This window comes from Staphylococcus sp. NWU MK-U1 (genome assembly GCF_033283505.1).
Classification (GTDB): domain Bacteria; phylum Bacillota; class Bacilli; order Staphylococcales; family Staphylococcaceae; genus Staphylococcus; species Staphylococcus haemolyticus.
Map to the genome: position 1 here is coordinate 442,227 of NZ_JAVSMG010000001.1, position 20,437 is coordinate 462,663.

General features: G+C 32.3%; 18 protein-coding genes and 2 pseudogenes. 2 read left to right on the top strand and 18 right to left on the bottom strand.

What is annotated here, in order from left to right:
* Positions 1–298: 298 nt before the first annotated feature.
* Entirely contained in the window at positions 299–928 is a 630-nt protein-coding gene (locus SBL16_RS02275) for a Bax inhibitor-1 family protein (RefSeq protein WP_411840601.1), read from the bottom strand.
* Between the two features lie 529 nt (positions 929–1,457).
* Here SBL16_RS02275 and SBL16_RS02280 point away from each other — a divergent pair.
* On the top strand, positions 1,458–2,276 hold the full coding sequence (locus SBL16_RS02280) for a LysM peptidoglycan-binding domain-containing protein (RefSeq protein ID WP_053041164.1): 819 nt from the start codon (positions 1,458–1,460) through the stop codon (positions 2,274–2,276).
* Between the two features lie 201 nt (positions 2,277–2,477).
* Here the strand turns inward: SBL16_RS02280 and SBL16_RS02285 are convergent, their stop codons facing one another.
* The 7 genes and pseudogenes from SBL16_RS02285 to SBL16_RS02315 all read right to left on the bottom strand — a co-directional run bounded on the left by SBL16_RS02285 (position 2,478) and on the right by SBL16_RS02315 (position 9,808).
* A complete protein-coding gene (locus SBL16_RS02285) occupies positions 2,478–3,482 on the bottom strand; it encodes an inorganic phosphate transporter (RefSeq protein ID WP_053017208.1) in 1,005 nt (334 codons plus the stop codon).
* Between the two features lie 14 nt (positions 3,483–3,496).
* Positions 3,497–4,114, bottom strand: a complete 618-nt coding sequence (locus tag SBL16_RS02290) for a DUF47 domain-containing protein (protein WP_011276491.1) — start codon at positions 4,112–4,114, stop codon at positions 3,497–3,499.
* A 275-nt stretch (positions 4,115–4,389) separates the two neighbouring features.
* Positions 4,390–6,279, bottom strand: coding sequence for an ABC transporter permease (locus SBL16_RS02295; protein ID WP_317952586.1), 1,890 nt, complete (start codon positions 6,277–6,279; stop codon positions 4,390–4,392).
* On the bottom strand, positions 6,269–7,030 hold the full coding sequence (locus tag SBL16_RS02300; RefSeq protein WP_053018741.1) for an ABC transporter ATP-binding protein: 762 nt from the start codon (positions 7,028–7,030) through the stop codon (positions 6,269–6,271). Before SBL16_RS02300 ends, SBL16_RS02295 begins: the two co-directional genes overlap by 11 nt.
* 137 nt (positions 7,031–7,167) lie before the next feature.
* Positions 7,168–8,202, bottom strand: coding sequence for a HAMP domain-containing histidine kinase (locus SBL16_RS02305; protein ID WP_107611956.1), 1,035 nt, complete (start codon positions 8,200–8,202; stop codon positions 7,168–7,170).
* Positions 8,195–8,869 carry a response regulator transcription factor GraR/ApsR gene (gene graR / locus SBL16_RS02310; RefSeq protein WP_107611955.1) on the bottom strand — a complete coding sequence of 225 codons (675 nt, stop codon included), beginning with the start codon at positions 8,867–8,869 and terminating at the stop codon, positions 8,195–8,197. The genes SBL16_RS02305 and graR overlap by 8 nt, the downstream gene beginning before the upstream one ends.
* Before the next feature lie 14 nt (positions 8,870–8,883).
* Positions 8,884–9,808 (bottom strand): annotated as a pseudogene (locus tag SBL16_RS02315) (NAD(P)H-binding protein).
* 110 nt (positions 9,809–9,918) lie between these two features.
* On the opposite strand from SBL16_RS02315, the gene SBL16_RS02320 reads away from it, so the two are divergent.
* The gene (locus tag SBL16_RS02320) at positions 9,919–10,425 is read left to right on the top strand and encodes a GNAT family N-acetyltransferase (RefSeq protein WP_011276497.1); all 507 of its coding nucleotides are present in this window, start codon (positions 9,919–9,921) and stop codon (positions 10,423–10,425) included.
* Between the two features lie 235 nt (positions 10,426–10,660).
* Here SBL16_RS02320 and SBL16_RS02325 read toward each other — a convergent pair whose 3' ends face one another.
* The 10 genes and pseudogenes from SBL16_RS02325 to SBL16_RS02370 all read right to left on the bottom strand — a co-directional run bounded on the left by SBL16_RS02325 (position 10,661) and on the right by SBL16_RS02370 (position 20,261).
* Positions 10,661–11,707: an alpha/beta hydrolase gene (locus tag SBL16_RS02325; RefSeq protein WP_107611954.1), complete on the bottom strand. Its 1,047-nt coding sequence runs from the start codon at positions 11,705–11,707 to the stop codon at positions 10,661–10,663.
* A 134-nt stretch (positions 11,708–11,841) separates the two neighbouring features.
* The gene (locus SBL16_RS02330; RefSeq protein ID WP_107611953.1) at positions 11,842–12,909 is read right to left on the bottom strand and encodes a hypothetical protein; all 1,068 of its coding nucleotides are present in this window, start codon (positions 12,907–12,909) and stop codon (positions 11,842–11,844) included.
* A 587-nt stretch (positions 12,910–13,496) separates the two neighbouring features.
* The gene (locus SBL16_RS02335; protein ID WP_053017201.1) at positions 13,497–13,997 is read right to left on the bottom strand and encodes a hypothetical protein; all 501 of its coding nucleotides are present in this window, start codon (positions 13,995–13,997) and stop codon (positions 13,497–13,499) included.
* 144 nt (positions 13,998–14,141) lie between these two features.
* Entirely contained in the window at positions 14,142–14,522 is a 381-nt protein-coding gene (gene dhaM / locus SBL16_RS02340; protein WP_053018745.1) for a dihydroxyacetone kinase phosphoryl donor subunit DhaM, read from the bottom strand.
* A complete protein-coding gene (dhaL, locus tag SBL16_RS02345; protein ID WP_107611952.1) occupies positions 14,519–15,100 on the bottom strand; it encodes a dihydroxyacetone kinase subunit DhaL in 582 nt (193 codons plus the stop codon). Before dhaL ends, dhaM begins: the two co-directional genes overlap by 4 nt.
* Positions 15,101–15,133: 33 nt before the next feature.
* Positions 15,134–16,096 (bottom strand): dihydroxyacetone kinase subunit DhaK, encoded by a 963-nt coding sequence (dhaK, locus tag SBL16_RS02350; RefSeq protein ID WP_107611951.1) that lies wholly within the window; start codon positions 16,094–16,096, stop codon positions 15,134–15,136.
* Between the two features lie 275 nt (positions 16,097–16,371).
* Positions 16,372–17,388, bottom strand: coding sequence for an iron ABC transporter permease (locus tag SBL16_RS02355; protein WP_317952592.1), 1,017 nt, complete (start codon positions 17,386–17,388; stop codon positions 16,372–16,374).
* Positions 17,385–18,389: a FecCD family ABC transporter permease gene (locus SBL16_RS02360; protein WP_053041172.1), complete on the bottom strand. Its 1,005-nt coding sequence runs from the start codon at positions 18,387–18,389 to the stop codon at positions 17,385–17,387. The genes SBL16_RS02355 and SBL16_RS02360 overlap by 4 nt, the downstream gene beginning before the upstream one ends.
* 34 nt (positions 18,390–18,423) lie before the next feature.
* The gene (locus SBL16_RS02365) at positions 18,424–19,221 is read right to left on the bottom strand and encodes an ABC transporter ATP-binding protein (protein ID WP_053017195.1); all 798 of its coding nucleotides are present in this window, start codon (positions 19,219–19,221) and stop codon (positions 18,424–18,426) included.
* Positions 19,222–19,428: 207 nt separating this feature from the next.
* A pseudogene (locus SBL16_RS02370) lies at positions 19,429–20,261 on the bottom strand (YitT family protein).
* Between the last annotated feature and the right edge of the window lie 176 nt (positions 20,262–20,437).

The window sequence follows — 20,437 nt, forward strand, 5'->3', positions numbered from 1 at the left end:
GATAGTCTTTCTAAATGTTGTACTAATTTCCTTTTTGTTTCTTAGCACTATCATGGTGATTAAATGTAAATTTACCACAACATGATAAACAAATCAAAAATACAATTTTTTATAAATTAATTTCTTGTTATTATTAATTTAAGTTATGAATTTGATAAAAAAATGTCCCGTTATTGCTTCAAATTCAATCATGTATATAGTAATACGATCAATCATACAATTACTAAACAAAATAAAATCATTGAATGCAACACGTAGACATCTCAAAGATATAGTTTCTCATTATATTCTTTCTTATTTAATTTTTAAAGCGATTTGCAAGTCTTAATACATCTTTTATAATATTCAATAAATTAATAAATAGATTAAAACCCATTTCACGTGGTGAAAAATTCCCCCGCTTCATACGATTGAAATCATACAATGTATATAATAGAAAAAGTATTAAACCTACAACCGTAATGGCAGTATGATATATAGGATTATGAATGAACATTCCAATCAACCCGGCAATAATTAACGCAATTAATGTTACAAATAAATATTTACCAATACTAGAAGCATCATTAATAATGAAAAAACCTAAAATACCGAAAACTATAAATGCGCCAATTGCTAATAAGACATTCTTATAGAAGACCTCTGGTCCTAAATTTTGCATATAGGTTGTAAAAGTAGCGTATGATAAAAGACCTACAATAATGGCGTAAATATGCGAAATAACCAAACCATACTTACGCGCACGTTGAATAAATAACGTTGCCAAAATAAGTACTAATAATGCTATAGATAAAGGACGTCTCCATTCCAAAGGTAAGTATTGTCCGAAGTAACATCCAATTCCAAATATAATCCAATAATACATAAAAAATAGCCATACCTTGGCGTAATCACGCGTTCTATCTTTATCTCGATGTTTTGTCTTCATGTGGTGTGTATTGTTATACGACTGAGACATACAATGAATCTCTCCTTATCAGATATCACTTTTTCAACATGATTGTATCGCATTCTAACTACTTTTCAAAAAATAAATCATTAACGAATGATATGTTTTCTACAATTACATTTACATTAGTTATTAATACTAGACCGCAAAATATGCACTGCAATTAAATTTAACACAACCTTAAAGCCTATTGTTAAGCCATTTTGAGCTTAAATTTTTCCACTCAACTCATATTTATTTCTAATAGAAATATTACAAATCGCTTAATTTTTTTACTAAAATGTGCAGTCAAACATTTAATGAATGCTATCATATCAATAGATTAGACGCTTTTACATAATAAGAGACAAATATTAACAATATTACAAGATAATAACAACGCCCAAATTGTGTCTTTTTTTTGATAGTATGAATACGTGATATATGTAAATGAATATATAAGATAAATTAATAGTTTAGGAATTTATTAATTATAAATAAAATCAATTTTCTCAAGGAGGATATTTAGTTGAAAAAGTTAGCAGTCGCAGCTTCTGTCGCAACCGGAGCAGTTGCAGTATTATCAAACCATAATGCTGAAGCATCAACACAACATACTGTAAAATCCGGCGAGTCGCTTTGGAGCATCGCTAGTAAATATAATACATCTGTAGATAGTATTAAGAAGAGCAACAATCTTTCAAACAATATGATTTTCCCTGGTCAAGTTATTACTATTGGGGGCAGCAGTAATAACTCTAACAATGCCAGTTCAAATGCAACAACTTCTTCATCAACATATACTGTAAAAGCTGGCGATTCTTTATATGCAATTGCTAGTAAAAATGGTGTAACTGTCAATGCATTAATGAAAGCCAATAATTTATCAGGTTACTTAATTACACCAAATCAAAAATTAAAAATACCTAATGGTTCAACTACAACACCTAGTAAAACAAATCCTAGTACAAACAATAATGTAGGCGGAAGTGGCGGTTATTCTAGTCCAACATTTAGTCACCAAAACCTATATACTGCTGGTCAATGTACATGGTACGTATTCGACCGACGTGCTCAAGCTGGTAAACCAATTAGTACTTATTGGTCAGATGCAAAATATTGGGCAGGCAATGCAGCAGCAGATGGTTATACAGTAGATCATAACGCAACTGTAGGTTCAATCATGCAAACAACTACTGGCTACTATGGACACGTAGCTTATGTTGAACGTGTTAATGCTGATGGTAGTATCTTAATTTCAGAAATGAATTATGCTAACGGACCATATAACACTAATACTAGAACAATTCCTGCATCTGTAGTTTCAAGCTACAACTTCATTCACTAAGAAATTAAATATAGAGTATAAGAGCAGCTAATTAAGTTCAATTGGATTGCTCTTTTTTTCTGCATTAAAATAATAAAATTTAATAAATCATCCCACTGTTTCAACTTGAATTCAAAAGATGATTTAAATTCTATTATGTCTTACTTCATATATATTAAAGAAGGGCTAGCGACAATGTATCGCTAGCCCTTCTTTAATATATTATAAGAAAATGTTCATAACATAGAATATCAATGCGGCTAAAATCGCAGAGATTGGTAATGTAATAACCCATGTAATTATCATACGTTGTGCAGTGTTCCATTTAACACCTTTAGCTCTGTTAGAAGCACCTACACCAAGAATTGATGATGATACAACGTGTGTAGTAGATAATGGGAAGTGTAATGATGAAGCTACAAATATTGTTAATGCTGATGATAAGTCAGCAGCAGCACCATTTGCTGGGCGAATTTTCATAATGTTTCCGCCTACTGTTTTAATAATTTTCCATCCACCAATTGCAGTACCTAGACCCATTGCAGTTGCACAGGCAACTTTTACCCATAATGCCGGCTCAACGTTTGTAGGATCTTGAATATTAGCAACGATTAAAGCTAATGTAATGATACCCATTGATTTTTGTGCATCGTTCGTACCATGTGAGAATGATTGTAATGCTGCTGTAAATACTTGGAAGAATCGGAAATTACGATTCGCTCGAGTAAGGTTAGCATTTTTAAAGACAATTTTAACAATTGTGTACATAATGAATCCGACACAAAATGCAATAATTGGTGAAATGATTAAAACAATAATAATCTTAGTAAAACCTTGATAGTGAAGTACACCAAATCCTTGTGCTGCAATCGCTGCACCAGCGATTGAACCTATTAATGCGTGAGATGATGAACTTGGAATACCATAAAACCATGTTAATAAATTCCAAATGATTGCTGCTAAAATAGCGGCTAATACAACTACTAACCCATTATGTAACTTAAATGGATCAACAATGTCTTTAGTGATTGTACCGGCAACACCAGTAAATGTTAAAGCACCGATAAAGTTCATAATTGCCGCTAAAAATATTGCAGTTCTAGGAGTCAAGGCACGTGTCGATACTGCTGTAGCAATCGCGTTGGCTGTATCATGGAATCCATTGATAAAGTCAAAGATTAAAGAAAATATAACGATAGCTATAGTGATAATTAATACATATTCCATAAATTAAAACTCCCTTAGCTATTTTTCATAATAATCGTTTCGAAATTATTTGCTACAACTTGACATTTATCTGCGATTTCTTCCATGCTTTCATAAATATCTTTTATTTTAATTAGTGTGATTGGATCTGTTTCACTGTTGAAAATGTGTTTAATAGATTGACGTAAAATGCCATCACAATTTGTTTCAAATTCTTTAATATTAATAGAATGAATGCGCATGTGAGATAATTTCTTCTCAACTAATAAACCAACAGCTAATTTCATTTCCGCTACTGCTTTTTGGATATTTTCTACGAATTCTGCCATGTATTCATCTGTATATTCAATTGAATACATTTCAAACATTGCTGAAGTTTCTTCCATTGCGTCAAGAACGTCATCAATTGCATTACATAAAGATAGAATGTCTTCACGTTCAATTGGTGTAATAAATGTTTGATTTAAATCCGTAATAACTTGATGCATTAATTCGTCACCATGTGACTCATATGTCTTGATATTGTCAGAATAAGCTTTTAAATCTAAGTGCGTATTGAAATCCATTTTCCCGAATTCAACTGCAGCACGGTCCAAATTAAATACCATTTCCTCTAATTGAACCATGAACTTATCCTTTTTCTTAGTAAACATTATAAAGCCTCCATTATAGCGATCGTTTCCAATCACATTTGTAAATTTTTATTATTGTAAGACAACTTTAGATAAAGAATACATTTACAATAAGAACATTCAAAGAGTCTATTTTCTGACTATTTGTAAATTTTATGTAAATATAATGTTTTACTGTTATTCACGTAATACTCCATTACTGAATTTGTCCCTATTTGAAAATATCACAAAATTTACATAACCACAATTACATTTACAAATTCTTTACAAATACGAAATATTAGATAAATATTGACTTAAATTGAGTGGTTTATCGTTCTTTTATAGTGATTATAGGCGATAACTGCAAAAATACTATAAATGATTGTATAAATAGCCATTACAACGAAAATAGGAACTTTATTATCAAAGCCTATAACCTTCATAAAGACCACTGCCGCAAAGTATGAATGTAATAAGGCAATAATAAGTGGTATACCAAAATTAAATGCCACTTTGAGTTTTAACCCTTTTGCCATGTCTTTTTGAATAAAACCTAATTTACGTAATACAGAATAACTTTCTAACTCATCTTCTGTTTCATCAATTTGTTTAATGTAAATAATACACCCTGTAGCGATTAAAAATGCAATTCCTAAAAATGATGTTACAAATAACAATATTCCAGTCAAACTTGATACTTCGCTCACCACTTCACTACGCGTTTGAACATTACCATCAAGATCCTTTGTTATACTCTCAAGTTTTGGTATATCTCTATTGTGTTTTAAATCAAAACCATATTGTGAAACGATATATTTATTTTTCGCATGTGCTTTCAAATAGTTATAATCTGTATCATTTAAAACTAAAGTAGGACCTCCTAAGTCAATACTCTGTTTAAAATAAATTTTATCCATCACTTTATTCAATTTAATCTTTACATGATGCTTTTTAGTTCCTATAGAAGCCGTACCATGCGGTGTATGTTTCGATAAATCATGAATTAACCCTTCAGGCATAATTAAATTAGCCTCACCCTTCTCTATAGAAACATTAGGGAAATATTTTTCACTCGTTACAGTAATCGCGTATGGTTGCACCTGATTTTTATCAAATAAATGATCTTTGTATAGTTGAGAATAAACAACTTGTTTAAAATCGTAATGGTAAGGAATATGATGTCGATTTAATTCAAAACCTAATTCATTAGCTACTTTCTCTTCTTTAAGTGTAACCTCATGAGGAGATTCTAATAGAACTTCATTTGTCAAAGAGCCCCTACTAATCGCAGCGAAACACAGTACAGATACAGTTATTGCTGAAATGATTGCCATTACAGTTAATGAAAATGCATTTTTTCTAATTCGAAACATGAGTGATGATGTAAAAATAACATCATTTACAGAAACATTACCACCTTTAAGGTATCTAATCGTCTTTAAAATGAGAGAAATCGTACTTCGAAAGAAAAAGTAAGTTCCTAAAACAGTAAGAATTAGAATAACAAACGGTAGTATCACATCATCTACAATCTCGACAAAACGCGTCGATAAATAATAACCTGTTAATATCAATACAATACCTAAAACACCTAATATAACTTCACCTAATGTTAGTGTAATATGACTATCTTCTTTACTGTCTTGAGAGGCCATTAAACTTTTAATTGAAGATTTGCTTAAATAAATAGATGCTTGAATAATGATAAGTATATAAGCAATGACAAGTATAAATAATGTTTGCGCAATCGCTTGAAAACTAAAAATGATTGATACAGAAGTATGTATACCTAATAATTTTAAAACAATCATTAATAGTATTTTTGATCCTAAAATACCGATAATCATACCTAATAACGCGGTTATAATAAAAATAAATAATTGTTCAAGCATTAGCATATAAATAATACTCTTTTTACCTAAACCAATCGTTTGCAATAATCCGAATTCATAACTACGTCGTTTGATAAACAACATATTCGTATACATAATAAATACAACAATAATGATAAATAAAAAATAACTTCCCACTTGTGTTCCTTGTTGTATCATTGACAACGATTGATGCACATTTAAATGGTGTACATACTTAATTGTTATAAAACTAAAAAACAACACGATACTTAATACAAGTGAAAAGATATAAATCGCGTAATGAATTATATTCTGTTGAAAGTTCTTCCATATAATTTGACTAAAACTCATACATCATGCCACCTAATATACTTTGCGCACGTAAGATCTCTTTGTGAAAGACATTTTTATCATCTTCACCTTGATAAATTTCAGTAAATACCTGCCCGTCTTTTAACATAATCACACGCTCTGAGAAGCTTGCTGCCAAAGGATCATGCGTTACCATTACTATCGTTGCGTTATAAAGTTCATTGATTTTTTGAAAACGTTGTAATAAATCGCGAGTATTTTTAGTATCAAGTGCCCCTGTTGGCTCATCCGCGAAAATAATCTTAGGATACGTAATAAATGCACGCGCTGCGGATGTTCTTTGTCGCTGTCCACCAGAAATGTCTGATGGATATTTATCACTAATTTCGAAAATATTTAAAGCCTGCGTAATACGTTGATAGCGTTCATTCATTTCTTTTTTATCTAACTTTTGAACTGATAAAGGTAACATGATGTTTTCTTTAACTGTTAACGTATGTAATAAATTATATTCTTGAAAAATAAAACCAATATCTTTTTTTCTAATTTCAGACAACGCTTTATTAGATAATTTCTCTAATTGTTGACCATCTAAAATAATAGAACCATGTGTTAAATAGTCAATTGAACTTAACACGTTTAATAACGTTGTCTTGCCTGATCCCGATGGCCCCATGATAGCTACAAACTCTCCCGCTTCAATTGACAGATCTATATCTTTTAAAACTTCTTGTTCAGTTTGTTTATTTCCATAAGTTTTGGCAATTTGCTTTGCCTGTAATATTGCCACGGTTTTGTTCACCTCGCCATTCATTTTATCTACATGTGCGTTTACTTTAGAAATACCGCACTACTTTAATCAGTTTAATTATAAAAGTTATCGCTTTTGATGAAATGAAGATGGAGTAACAAATCTAAGTTTTAAGGTTACATTGTTGTCACTTGGGTCATACGGGCCATCAATTCATTCTGTTTTGGAAAAGTTAATACAAAAGTAGTCCCTTGTCCTACTGTAGATTCTACTCGAACATTAATACCTAATTGATCTTTTACACTGTTAACCAGATATAGCCCTATTCCTGAAGAAGTTGTTTCATTACGATTCGCAGTCGAAGTGAAACCACGCTCAAATATACGTGGTAAATCTTTGTGACTGATACCTCTACCAAAATCTTTAATTTCCAATGTTACATGACCATCATTTGTATAAGAACGAATAATAATATCTTGTCCTTGAGAATATTTTAATGAGTTAGATAAAATTTGGCGAATCATCATGCGACACCATTTCACATCCGTGTATACATCTAAGTTTGTTTCTAAATCCAAATCATAGCCTATACCTTTGGCTTGGCTAATGTGACGTGTTAATTGGATCTCATCAATCACAAGACGCTTCAGTGATGTCTCTTCAAAATACATGTCTCTATTTTTAGACTCTAAACGCGTTAAATAAAGTTGCTTATCTAACAACTCATTAATACGTGCCCATTCATACAATAATGACTTTTTACGTTTTCCCTCTTCTTCTTGATCGATTAACAACTTCATCGCTGTCACAGGTGTTTTAATATCATGAACAAATTCTGTTAGAGATTGTTCTGTCGATTGTATGTGTAATTGTTGTTCAACAACACGTTCCTTTTGACTCGTTAATTTGCGATAAAGATAATTAACAACTTCCTTTTGAAACGGATCTTCTGCTAAATCTTTATGCTTAATTTCTTCAATTTCTTTATTATTATATAAATGTTGATATAGCTTTACTTCTTTTAAAAAAGTAAAAATTAAAAACATCGCTGTAAGACCGAGATTTAACGTTACTATAAATCCTATACTCTCGATGGAAATATCATAATCAATGTAAGCCATACCTAATAAAATCAGATGTAGAAACACAATCCAAAAAATCCAGTTACTTCGCGTTTTGAGGAATAACCAAAACCATTTCAAGTTACTCATGTGCCATGTAACCTTTACCTACTTTAGTTTCGATCTGTGTATCCATACCGATATCAGACAACTTTTTACGCAAACGGTTAACATTAACAGTTAACGTATTATCACTTACAAACGCTTCATCATCCCATAGCGCAGTAATTAAGGTATCTCTAGTAACAATTTGATTTTGCTTTTGAATTAACATTTCTAAAATAATCATTTCAGTCTTCGATAAATAGATAACTGAATCACCTTTTTGAATACTATCTTTTGATAGATCCACAAGTGCATCTTGCCAATTCAATGTTCTCTTTTCTTCTGCTCCAAATTCATAAACACGTCGATAAATGGCTTGCAATTTAGCTATTAAGACGTTTGTATGGAATGGTTTTTGCATATAATCATCGGCTCCCAATTCCATGCTCATGACTTGGTCCATTGGATTATCACGTGATGATAAGAATAAGATGGGGACATTAGATACTTGTCTAATCTTTCTACACCAATAAAATCCATCGTATTTAGGTAATTGAACATCCATAATAACAATTTCAGGATTTGTTTCTTCATAAATATCCATTACTGCACTAAAATCATCTATACCTGTCACAAAGAAATCCCAATGTTCTAATTCTTTTTTCAATTCTTGGAAGATTGTTTGATCATCTTCTACTAATAATACTTGCATCACTTTATCACCTATTATTTTGTATATTTCATTTTTTCCCCTGATTGAACCCGTCCGTTAAAATGTTTAATTCGGCAATCAATTTCAAACCCTCGCATAATCAAACCTTGTAATGGTGCTTGAACGAAGTAGTAAATTGGCCATAGTAATTTCGGAATATAATCATATAAATGAACAATGACTAATCTTGTACCTTTAATTTGCCTAAATTCTAATTTACCTTGTTTCTTTTTGATTAGATTTTATCATTGAACCTGAAATCAAGTGTAGTGTTATAAGTCCCGAGTCGTCTTCAACTTTTTCCATAATTAATAATGGTTTAGACTTTTTTCGTGCATAAACAATGTATCTATCATTATCTTGATATGTGTGCATGAATGTATCACGTGTATCATTAAGCCATTTCATAAAGTAGTCTACTAGATAGGATAATGTCCATTTCCTAGGTAATATCATTCGCATCGCTGTTCTTATATCATCATATTTAGACATCTGTAATTCAGCATTTATATGTGGTCGTTTAATTTGTGTGTTTGTCTTTTCCACAGGAACGCCGTAATTCTCTAGCCTTTGTACTGTCTCACTATCAAATCGACTACCACTTATATATACTATTTTAGACACACCTTGTTGAGCTGCTGCTCTGGCAAAGTTATCTGCGGCGATCAAATTTAAATCTCGTGCCGTTGCTTGGGTTAATTTTGCTGAATTCTTATTAGGATCTAAATAAAAAACAGCAATATCCATACCTTCCATAGCTTTTACAACATCATTATAATTATAAATATCTCTTTTCAACCAAATAATTCGATCATTATCTTCTTTTTTAGTATTTGGATACTTTGATAGGGCATATATGTTTGCATCTTTTTCAATAACACTTCTTATATACTTACCAATATAACCACTACCACCTGCTAATAGTACATTCGGTTTCATATTTAAGATTACCCCTTTAGTTTAAAAGTTTTTTATTTTATGTATATCTAAGATTTATTGCTATAATACCATGTAAGACACAATAGTTTATTAATTTGGGAGGAAGCCTTATGGCTCATATTATTCGTGAAATTAGTATAAAAGACGTTGAAGACTTTATTAAATTATTAAGCAAAATTTATGATGAATCTGAATATACATTATATAACCCGGGTGAATATACGCCCAGCATCTCAAGTGTTAGCGATCGTTTAGAACGCATTATCACTTCTCCAAGAAATACTGTTTATGTTGCAGAGCAAGATGATCAACTGGTTGGTTACGCATTCATTACAACTGAAGATTTTGAGCGCAAACGTCACGAAGCAGTTATCACAATTGGTGTTAGACAACTATATCAGAAACATGGCATAGGTATGGCATTAGTAAATGCGACTGAAGCTTGGTCAATCAACCATGATATTAGACGTATCGAAGCTTCCGTTGTCCCTGAAAACGCGCGCGCAGTTGAACTCTTTAAAGCTGCTGGATTTAATATTGAGGGCGAATTAAAGGATAAGCTATATATTAATGGTCAATACTTCAATAAATATGTCATGGCCAAACTGCTTATTTAATATTTAAATTTACTATCATTATATTATACTCTAGTCTCAATAATATTAAACAACATTACTAAAATGTTAGATTAAATAACAATACACCTATAGTATTTAAATACCACTATCATAGAATAATAAAAATTAAAAAGGCTTACTTCCTTAATGATTTAACATTTAGGAAATAAGCTTTTTATTCTTAGCTATAGTGTTGTAACCAATAAAGTTTGATAATAATATCATTTTATCGTGGTTAGTAAGGTGATAATGAGAAACTTTTATCCGAACTCGTAGAACCATCAAATGGAGATTGCTGATTTCGTTCTACACCAGATGATGAAGTATTTCTGCTTAAGAATGCGAGTACACGTTTCATATTCTCTTTAGATTCTGGCTTCTCTAAATGAAATTGATATTGATGATGTAAATGATGTGAACCATCATAGAACAATGTACTAACAGGAATGCCTTCTTCCTTCAACTTACGGTAAAATTCAATATTTTGACTGTAGAAAGGATCAGCATCACCTACTGATAGATACGTTGAAGGATAATCTTTAGTCACTTGATTGATTGTTGACATTTGAGAAATATTTTTGAATTCTGATTCCCATTTTGTTGCACCAGTATAACTATGCATAAACATTTGAATTCTTGGGAATTCCGTTTCTCTAACTGTATTCATATCATAAAAACCACCGAAAAAGATAGCGCCTTTTATTTGTGATGGTGTAAAACGCTGTTCAAATCCCATTTCACTTCGTAGTGAACTATTTGTTTGCATAGCAACATATTGACTTGTAAGTTGTGCACCGGCAGAGTCACCGCCTATAACAACTTGATCTAAATCAATTGGGAAGCGGTCTTTATTATGCTTAATAAATTGAATTGCATCACCAAATTGAATGAGTGGTGTGGGATATTTATAATTAGGTGCTAAAGCATAGTTAACATTGACTACTACATAGCCTTGTTCCACAATTTGCGATAGCAATGGATTTTTATATTGTTTATCACCTGCAACATAACCCCCTCCATGCATCCAGAAGATAACTGGCAATTTAGTATCCTTATCTACATCGTCAGGCATCATAATATCAAGTTGGCTTTCAGGAAGATGATTATTATAGGTAATATTTTGAAATAATTTGACGTTAGGATTATTAATTTGAACTTTTTCACGTTGTTGTTTTTTCTTCTCACTCTCTTGTTGATGGTGGTATAGCCCCCAAGCAACTACAACACTCACAATCACGATAATGACACCTGTGATAATCGTCCATTTTTTCTGAGTATTCATTCCCTACGTTCCTTTCAATTGATTATAGAAAGTTTGCTTGTTCATTTAATAGAAAAAGCAACCCGTATAATCATACGAATTGCTTTTAAGATTAAAACATTCACTTTCAATTGTAAAGTATTGCTATTTTAAATCTATGCTATATGATCTTTATTATCACTCTTACGTACATAGTATTTAATTAATACTGCAACTACGATAAACAGACCAACAACACCCATAATATTATATAAGAAGTTAATTAAGTCTGCAAAACCTACAAAGCTTAAAATAAATGCAGCAATCATCATAATAATGATAAAGATGTGATACTTTTTACTATATGGTTCTGTAAAACGTGCTGCGAATGAATAGCATAGTCCTAAGATTGTATTGTACATAACTGCTAACATGATGACAGTTAGAACAAGACCAATCCATGGATGAATAGCATTAGCTAATGTTAATGTTGGAATTTCAACATCTTTAATTTTAGGATATTCAGATTGTAATGCAAAGTTAATTAGAGCAAGTAAGATAGTGTAAATCACACCGCCAAACATTGCACCTCCACCTGAAATTTTACGTTTAGAAGCGTCGCCTCCAATTGCAACAACTGTACTAAAGCCCACTGCAAAAGCTAGACCACCGTACATTAATCCTCTAACTATACCCCAAAATACACTTGTTTTATCAACAGTACTGTTAACTTCATTCAAAGGAACGCTACCTGCAAATAAGTAGTAAACGGCAATAAGTATTACCATAATTATTAAGAATGGTGTGACGACACCAAGTGCGCTCACGATTTTGTTAAAGTCTAATAATAATGTTAAATAAATGACAATAGTCATAATTAAGGCACCTAACCACGTAGGTATGCCAAAACTCTCTTGGAATGTTGAACCAGACCCTGCAATCATAGTGACTGCTATACCAAATAAGAAGAATACTAATATATAATCGAAGATTTTACTAAACTTTTCTCCGAATAAATATTTTAATGTTGACTCATGATTCGTAGCTTCAAATGCTGTACCTATTTTAGCAACTTGTCTACCTATAAAACCAAGAATCAAACCTGAAATAAGCACACCAATATAAGACCATAAACCATATGGTGTAAAGAATTGCATAACTTCTTGTCCAGTTGAGAATCCGGCACCTACTACAATGCCGACATAGGCGAAACCAATTTTTACAGCTTCTTTATTTAATCCCATGCGAAAATATAACCTCCTTAAATTTGACACATTGTGCATTATAACGCACTTCAAATAATATGCAACAGTGCATAAAGGTTACGAACCGGCGTTTATCGGCTATAAACACTATGCTATATACACTTGTTAAGGATTTAAAATTCTTTAAAATTTATTATAATTATCTTATTTTTCATAAATAAGTAACTAGTAAATCATATTTAATTTTATATTAATGATGAACATCATATCTACATTTTAAAACAGTTAATAGCAATCATTATAGCAGAGGTAAAAAATGAATTAAGGGGTAACTACAGGTTTAATATTGGCTATTATCGCACTAGTCATTAGTTTTTAAATTAAAAATAAATAATTAAATTTAAAAATGACGTGAAATAAAAAAGCTGAGACAAAATAAAATGTCTCAGCCTACTTTACCAATTTGGCAATAGCTGACTGATTTGAAATTGATCTTGAATCAAGCTTTTTTCGTACCTAGTCATCCTTGCCTGGGGATATTTGGAAAAATACTATTTCTGTCCTACTTCCATATCTAAAATCTAGAAAGTAATTATTTGCTTAATGATACAATATTCACACGCTTATTAATTAGAATTTCCATATTGTTGTAATTCATTAATATCAACAACAACATTATCCATACGTTTAGCTGTTTCTTTAAGTGCATTTCTTGCAACATGATTACTTGGATCTAATTTCAAAATTTGTTTAGCAACTTTGAAAGCTTCAGAATCAGTAATAACAGGTTCTGGAATGGCATGTAATAATAACATTTGTAATAGACTCTTAATTTCTTTACCATTCGTCAACTGAATGGACGCTTGCGCATGGTAATAAGCAGAATCTAATGCGCCTTCTATCTCACTTAGGGGATAGACAAGCAATAGAAATGCTAAATCATGCAATTCAGACGTTTCTTCAAATTTAATCATATCCAAAATACAAGTATAAAACATCATGCTTTCATTTTCATGTGCACATGAAATGTAGGCTTCTTCAAAATCTAAAAAGTCTGCTTTGGCCATTAGTTGTCTTACTTGTTCAAATTCTCCACTTAAAACGTATTCCTTGATGCTGCTTTGCATGACCTTGCCCACCTACTCTTTCGCTTTACTATAATAACCTATTTTATCACAATCATTTGTCATTTTCATTTTATAAATTACTTAATTATAAAATTTATTTTGCGCATTTATTTGATTATTATATTTACGCACATTATTTAAACATTAGTCAAATGTATTTTCTTTAAATGAAGTTTGAGCGACTTCTTGTATCGCTTCATCAGTTGTTCCGCCAACTGAGAGTTTCACTGCGGCAGTAAAACTACCTTCTACTATTGGTGCATCTATCTTCTTAATATGATGTGGTCCTTCATACATCTCAATTGCTAAATCTAAATTCATTTCGGAAGAACCTAGATCATAAAAGCACAATGCGTCATCATCTAAGTTATTGATAATATTTTGGATATCATCAAATGATGTACCTATGCCTCCATCGACACCGCCGTGAGCTACAACGTTAACATCTTGCGCCATCTGATTAAGCAAAGCTTTAGTACCATTCGCAATGTCTTCACTATGGCTAATAATTATAATTGTTGTCATTCAATGTCATCTCCAATCAGTGCACTTAATACGTAAACCATACTTTGGGAACCAGGATCGATATAACCTATTGAATCCTTTTTAAAGTATGCTGCACGTCCTTTTGTAGCTTCTATCTCTTTCGTATCAGTAGCAAATTGTTGTAGTATCTCTAACGTGATTGTTTCATCATTTTCTAAAGCTTCACGCGCTCGATCTACGACATCAAACATCGTCTTCTCATCTCGTTGTACTTTACCTCTCTGCGCAATCGCATTAGCAAATTCAGTAACAACAGCTTTTAAATTTTCTTTGTCCATTTCTTCATTAACAACATTAGCCATTTTAACAAAGCTAAATCCATATAATGGACCAGATGCACCACCAATATTTGACATTAATGCCATACCAGTAGATTTAAATAGCGATGACATACTACTATCATCTATCTTGTCTTTCAAACTTTTAAATCCACGCAACATATTGACACCATGATCGCCATCACCAATTGCTCTATCTAAATCCGTTAATAATGTTTCTTTCTCTGAAAACACTGCCTCTAAATTTAATAATCGTTGTTTCATATCTTTAACATCCATTTTTAATCACCTCATTTGAATGTAGTTTTCTTTTTAAAAGTAGCGAGACGTAGTAGGTGCTTGTAAAGCTTTGAGTAGTTCTTCATTATTAGGAAGTAGTGTGATTGAAAAACCTTGCATATCTAATGAAGTCATATAGTCACCAACAAACCATTGCGCTACATCTCTATTTTGCTTTTCTAAATAAAGTGAACAATACTTAGTCACAATATTTAACTCTGATAGTGGTGTACCACCCATTCCATTAACCATAACGATTAATGATTGCTCTTGATTTTCTTTAAGTAATCGACTTAATAACCGTTCAACGATACTATCGATTTCTTCATAGTGTATTCGTTCAATTCCTTTTTCGCCATGAATACCTATCCCAATTTCTATATCCCCATCATTAATATCAAATCCATATTGGCCTGTTGTCGGAACCATTGGTGGTGTCAGTGCCATACCAATACTTTTAATTTGTGAAGCTATTGTTTCCGCTTTTTCTTTAATATCCTGTAGAGCTAAACCTTGTTCAGCTAAATAACCTACATATTTATGAACGCATACTGTGCCTACAACACCACGTCTTTGCGTTTCTTCAGACACTGATATGTCATCTTTAACGACAACCATCTCTACTTGAATATCTTCCATTTCCGCCATTTCTTGCGCCATTTCAAAGTTCATTACATCGCCAGCATAATTTTTAACAATTAATAAAACACCATCACCAGTATCGACAGCCTTAATTGCTTCTAACACTTTATCGGGTGTTGGTGAAGTAAATACTTCTCCGCAAACCGCCGCATCAAGCATCCCTTGCGCAACATAACCTGCATGAGCCGGTTCATGTCCACTACCGCCACCTGAAACAATCGCTACGCCTTTAGATTTCTTTTTACGTCGCACGACAACAGTTTCTGCAATGATTTCGATATCATTATTTGCTATTTTTAAACCGTCTAACATATCTTTTAAAAAGTCTTCTTTTTGTTTTATTAGCTTTTTCATATGCAACTTCCTCCTTTGGCCTATCAATTTAATTATAAATCAAGCACAATGTATGCGCTATCATTTACATTTAAATCGACTTTAATAAAAAAGTGGAAATGGAACAGAATTTATCCTTACTCAAACACAGAGAATTTCATCGTAAAATTCACTACTAAGGTCTGTCCACTCCCACGAAGATTACTACAATCGTAAAAAGTTTAATATTTAACTAATTAGAAACGATGTCTTACATATATTTTATCTTTAAGTATTACTATTTATTTCACCAATTTTTAAATACTTTTAGATTTATACATTAAATAAATGTAATAAGGTGCGCCTATAATAGCAACTACAATACCAGCAGGTACCCCTGTCGGTTCAAGAATAACCTTACCAATGGTATCTGATAAAACAAGTAAGAAGGCACCTACAATAATTGAAATTGGTAAAAATAGTTGATGACGCGGTCCAATAATTGATTTTGCAATGTGTGGCCCCATTAAACCAATAAATGCAATAGCACCTGCAACAGCCACGGCAATTGATGATAAAACAACAGCAATAAAGAATAAAACTACACGTTCTCGTTCAATCTTAACACCAAGTCCTTTTGCAATATGCTCATGTGTATTAATTAAGTTCAGCACATTAGATTTATATAAAAGAAATGGAATAATAATGATAAGCCATGGAATAGTTGCGATTACAAATGTCCAGTCATCGCCCCAGATATTACCAGCAAACCAAGTAGCTATAAATTCTGACTGATCTTCATTAAATTTAGACATAAGCGTAATAGAACCACCATATAAGGCTGTCTGCATGCCTACACCAATTAGCACCATACTTGAAGGTGTAATGCCATCTCGCTTGTTCACACTAAATAAAAAGATAACAATTGCAGTAGCTACACCGCCAATGACACTAATCGCTGGTAACACATACACAAAATTATCAGGGTTAATTTGTCCTATTGAAATAAATAATGCTATTGCGAATCCACCACCAGCATTAATACCTAAAATACCTGGCTCCGCAATTGGATTCTTAGTGACACTTTGAATAATAGCGCCACTTAAACTTAACGCAGCACCTGCTAAAATAGTAATTAACATTCGTGGAAAACGAAATTCCATTAAGATTAATTGATCATAATATTCACCTTGACCTATGAGCGTCTTTAAAAAATGATCAACTGGAATTTTAAATTCTCCTGAAGACACACTCCATGTACATGCGGCTAATAATAATATTGAAAAAATTACTAAAGTAACGATTTGTTTCCGTCTTAGTTTAGGATGAATCATATTGTGCGCCCCCCTCTTTTAACTAAGTATAAGAAGTAAGGCACACCGATAAATGAAATAATCGCTCCCACTGGCGCTTCACCTAACATTCGTGCTACAGTATCAGCTAAAATCATAAGTAAACCGCCTGTTAAAGCTGTTAATGGTAATACCTTTGCGTAGTCTGTACCTACTAAGAATCTGACAATGTGAGGTACCATCAAGCCAACAAAGGCAATTTGTCCTACCATTGAAACGGCTACCCCCGCTAATATCATTGTTAAGAACAAACTTACTCCACGAATCAACGTGATATTTTGTCCCAAGCCTTTAGCAAGTGTCTCTCCTAAATTTAAAATCGTTAATTGTTTACTCATTGCTATGATGATAACAATAGCAATGATAATAACAGGTCCGCTCCACATAAGTTGTTTCCAAGTCGTACCTGAAACACCACCAGCAGTCCAGAAAGTAAGTGTTTGATTCAGCTTAAATGTTAAAGCAATACCTTGACTCAAAGCCGTTAAAAGTGCACTTACAGCAGCACCTGCTAAAATGATTCTCATAGGATTGAAGCCATCGCGTCTAGATCGACCTATTGTTAAGACAATAAAGCCACCCAACATCGCACCTAAAAACCCTGCACACATGAGCATTAAGAATGGTGCTGCCGGATAAAAAGCAAATGTTAACGCCAATGCAAATGAAGCCCCAGAGTTTAAACCTATTAAACTTGGATCTGCAAGTCCGTTTTTAGTTACGCCTTGAATAACAGCACCAGCAACTGATAATGCCATTCCAACTAATACCGCACCTAAATCACGCGGTATACGTATCTCACTAATAATATTATGTTGTTGATTTTTAGGATTATAATGAAAAATAGCATCCATAATAGTTGAAAAACTAATTTTCGCTTCACCTATCAAGATAGATACAAGCAATGCGCCTATTAACAACACAAAGACTAAAATAATATAGCCAATAAAACCTATGTTTACTTTTTTATCTTTCTCCATCATGATAAAAATTCCCTTTTCTTAGTTTATCTATATATTATGAATAATTACGTTCGAATAAGTCATATGTCACTAATAATGGTTTACCTGTACGAGGGTCCGTACTAAGTACGACATCAATATTAAACACTTTTTCTAGAATATCTTTAGTCAACACGTCTTCAGTAGCGCCACAAGCAATGATTTCACCTTTCTTCATTGCGATAAGATGATCAGAAAAACGAATCGCCTGGTTAATGTCGTGTAAGACCATAATGATTGTACAACCTTGTTCTTTATTTAATTGTTGAACTAATTCTAAAATTTCTAATTGATGTGAGATATCTAAATATGTTGTGGGTTCATCTAGGAAAATAATGTCTGTTTTTTGAGCCAATGCCATCGCAATCCAAACTCGTTGACGCTGACCACCACTTAAATCATTAATAGAACGATGTCTAAATTCAGATGTGCCAGTAACATTTAAAGCCCAATCAATCTCTTTTTTATCTTCAGCAGATAGACGGCCGAACCCTTTTTGATGTGGAAAACGACCATAAGATACTAATTCTCCAACTGTAAGACCATCTGCTACTTCTGGTGTTTGTGGTAATATAGCAATTTTTTTAGCAATTTCTTTAGTTGATTGCGTATGAATATTTTCACCATCTAATTGAATTTCGCCATTTTTGATTGTTAATAAGCGTGACAATGCTTTTAATAATGTAGATTTCCCACAACCATTAGGCCCAATGATAGACGTAACCTTGCCATCTGGTATTTCTACATCTAAATTGTTAATAATCGTATGATCCCCATATCCAATTTCCACTTGTTGCGCTTTTAAACGATTCATGCTTTCCCTACTTTCATAATAAATAACTTTATGTACGATTGATTTTGTCAATTGATAATAATTATCATAGTCAATAGATGTATTATAACATCTTTGTAAATAACTGACTATTTGTAATCGACAAAGCAAAGGTTAGGTATTTCATTAATTGATGTCGTCATATCACCTTCACCAATATATTGAAACACCTAACCTTATTCATTCTCATTATTCATCTGCTAAAAAGCCATTACCATACACGTCTCTCACATCATGCACAACTAAAAAGGCTTGATTATCAATCTTACGTATAATTTTCTTAGCTCGAGACACTTGTGTTTTTGCAACAACAACATATAATACGTCTTTTTCTTCACGACTATAATAGCCTCGACCATCTAATATTGTGAGACCTCGTCCAACTTGTTCATCTATCGCTTTCGCTACTTGGTCAGGCTTACTTGAAATAATTGTCATTGCTTTTTTAGTATTTAAACCTTCTATAACATATTCCATAACTTTGGTACCTATATATAATGAGATAACTGTTACTAAGGCCATCTGCAATGGTAATACAGTTAATGATATGAGTACAACAATCAAATCAAAAAACAATAACGCATATGCAGTACTTACATCTAAATATTTATTAGCAATTTGTGCTAGTATCGTTGTCCCTGCAGTTGTACCACCAGCTAAAACAATAATACCAATGCCCAACCCAACACAAGAGCCACCAAATATAGCGTTAATGATGACATTTCCAGTTTCGACGTGCCAAGACTCAGTTAAACTTAAAAACACTGAGATAAGTACAGTCGCCACAATAGTTAATAACATACTTTTTTACTTAAAAATTTATACCCTACAATGATCAGTAGTGCATTTGCTACAAAGTTCGTGATGGCTGGAGAAATGTGAAACGCATAATATAATACAATGGCTATACCTGTTACGCCACCTTCTCCTAAATTACCTGAGATAATGAATGCATTAACTCCAGCTGAAAATATGAAAGAGCCTAGTATAACTAAAAGTAAATCTTTAATATTTTTATTCAAATACACCAACCCCTTTTAATGTAATATCATTAAAAAGGTTATCACAATCACTAGTGAAGCTACAATATGCATTTTAGAAATAGTCTATATCTATATTATTTTCAAGGTATATTTCTATTTCACCATGTTTAAGTGAACTAATTTAAAAACAAATATAAATTTTCTGAATTTTTTGT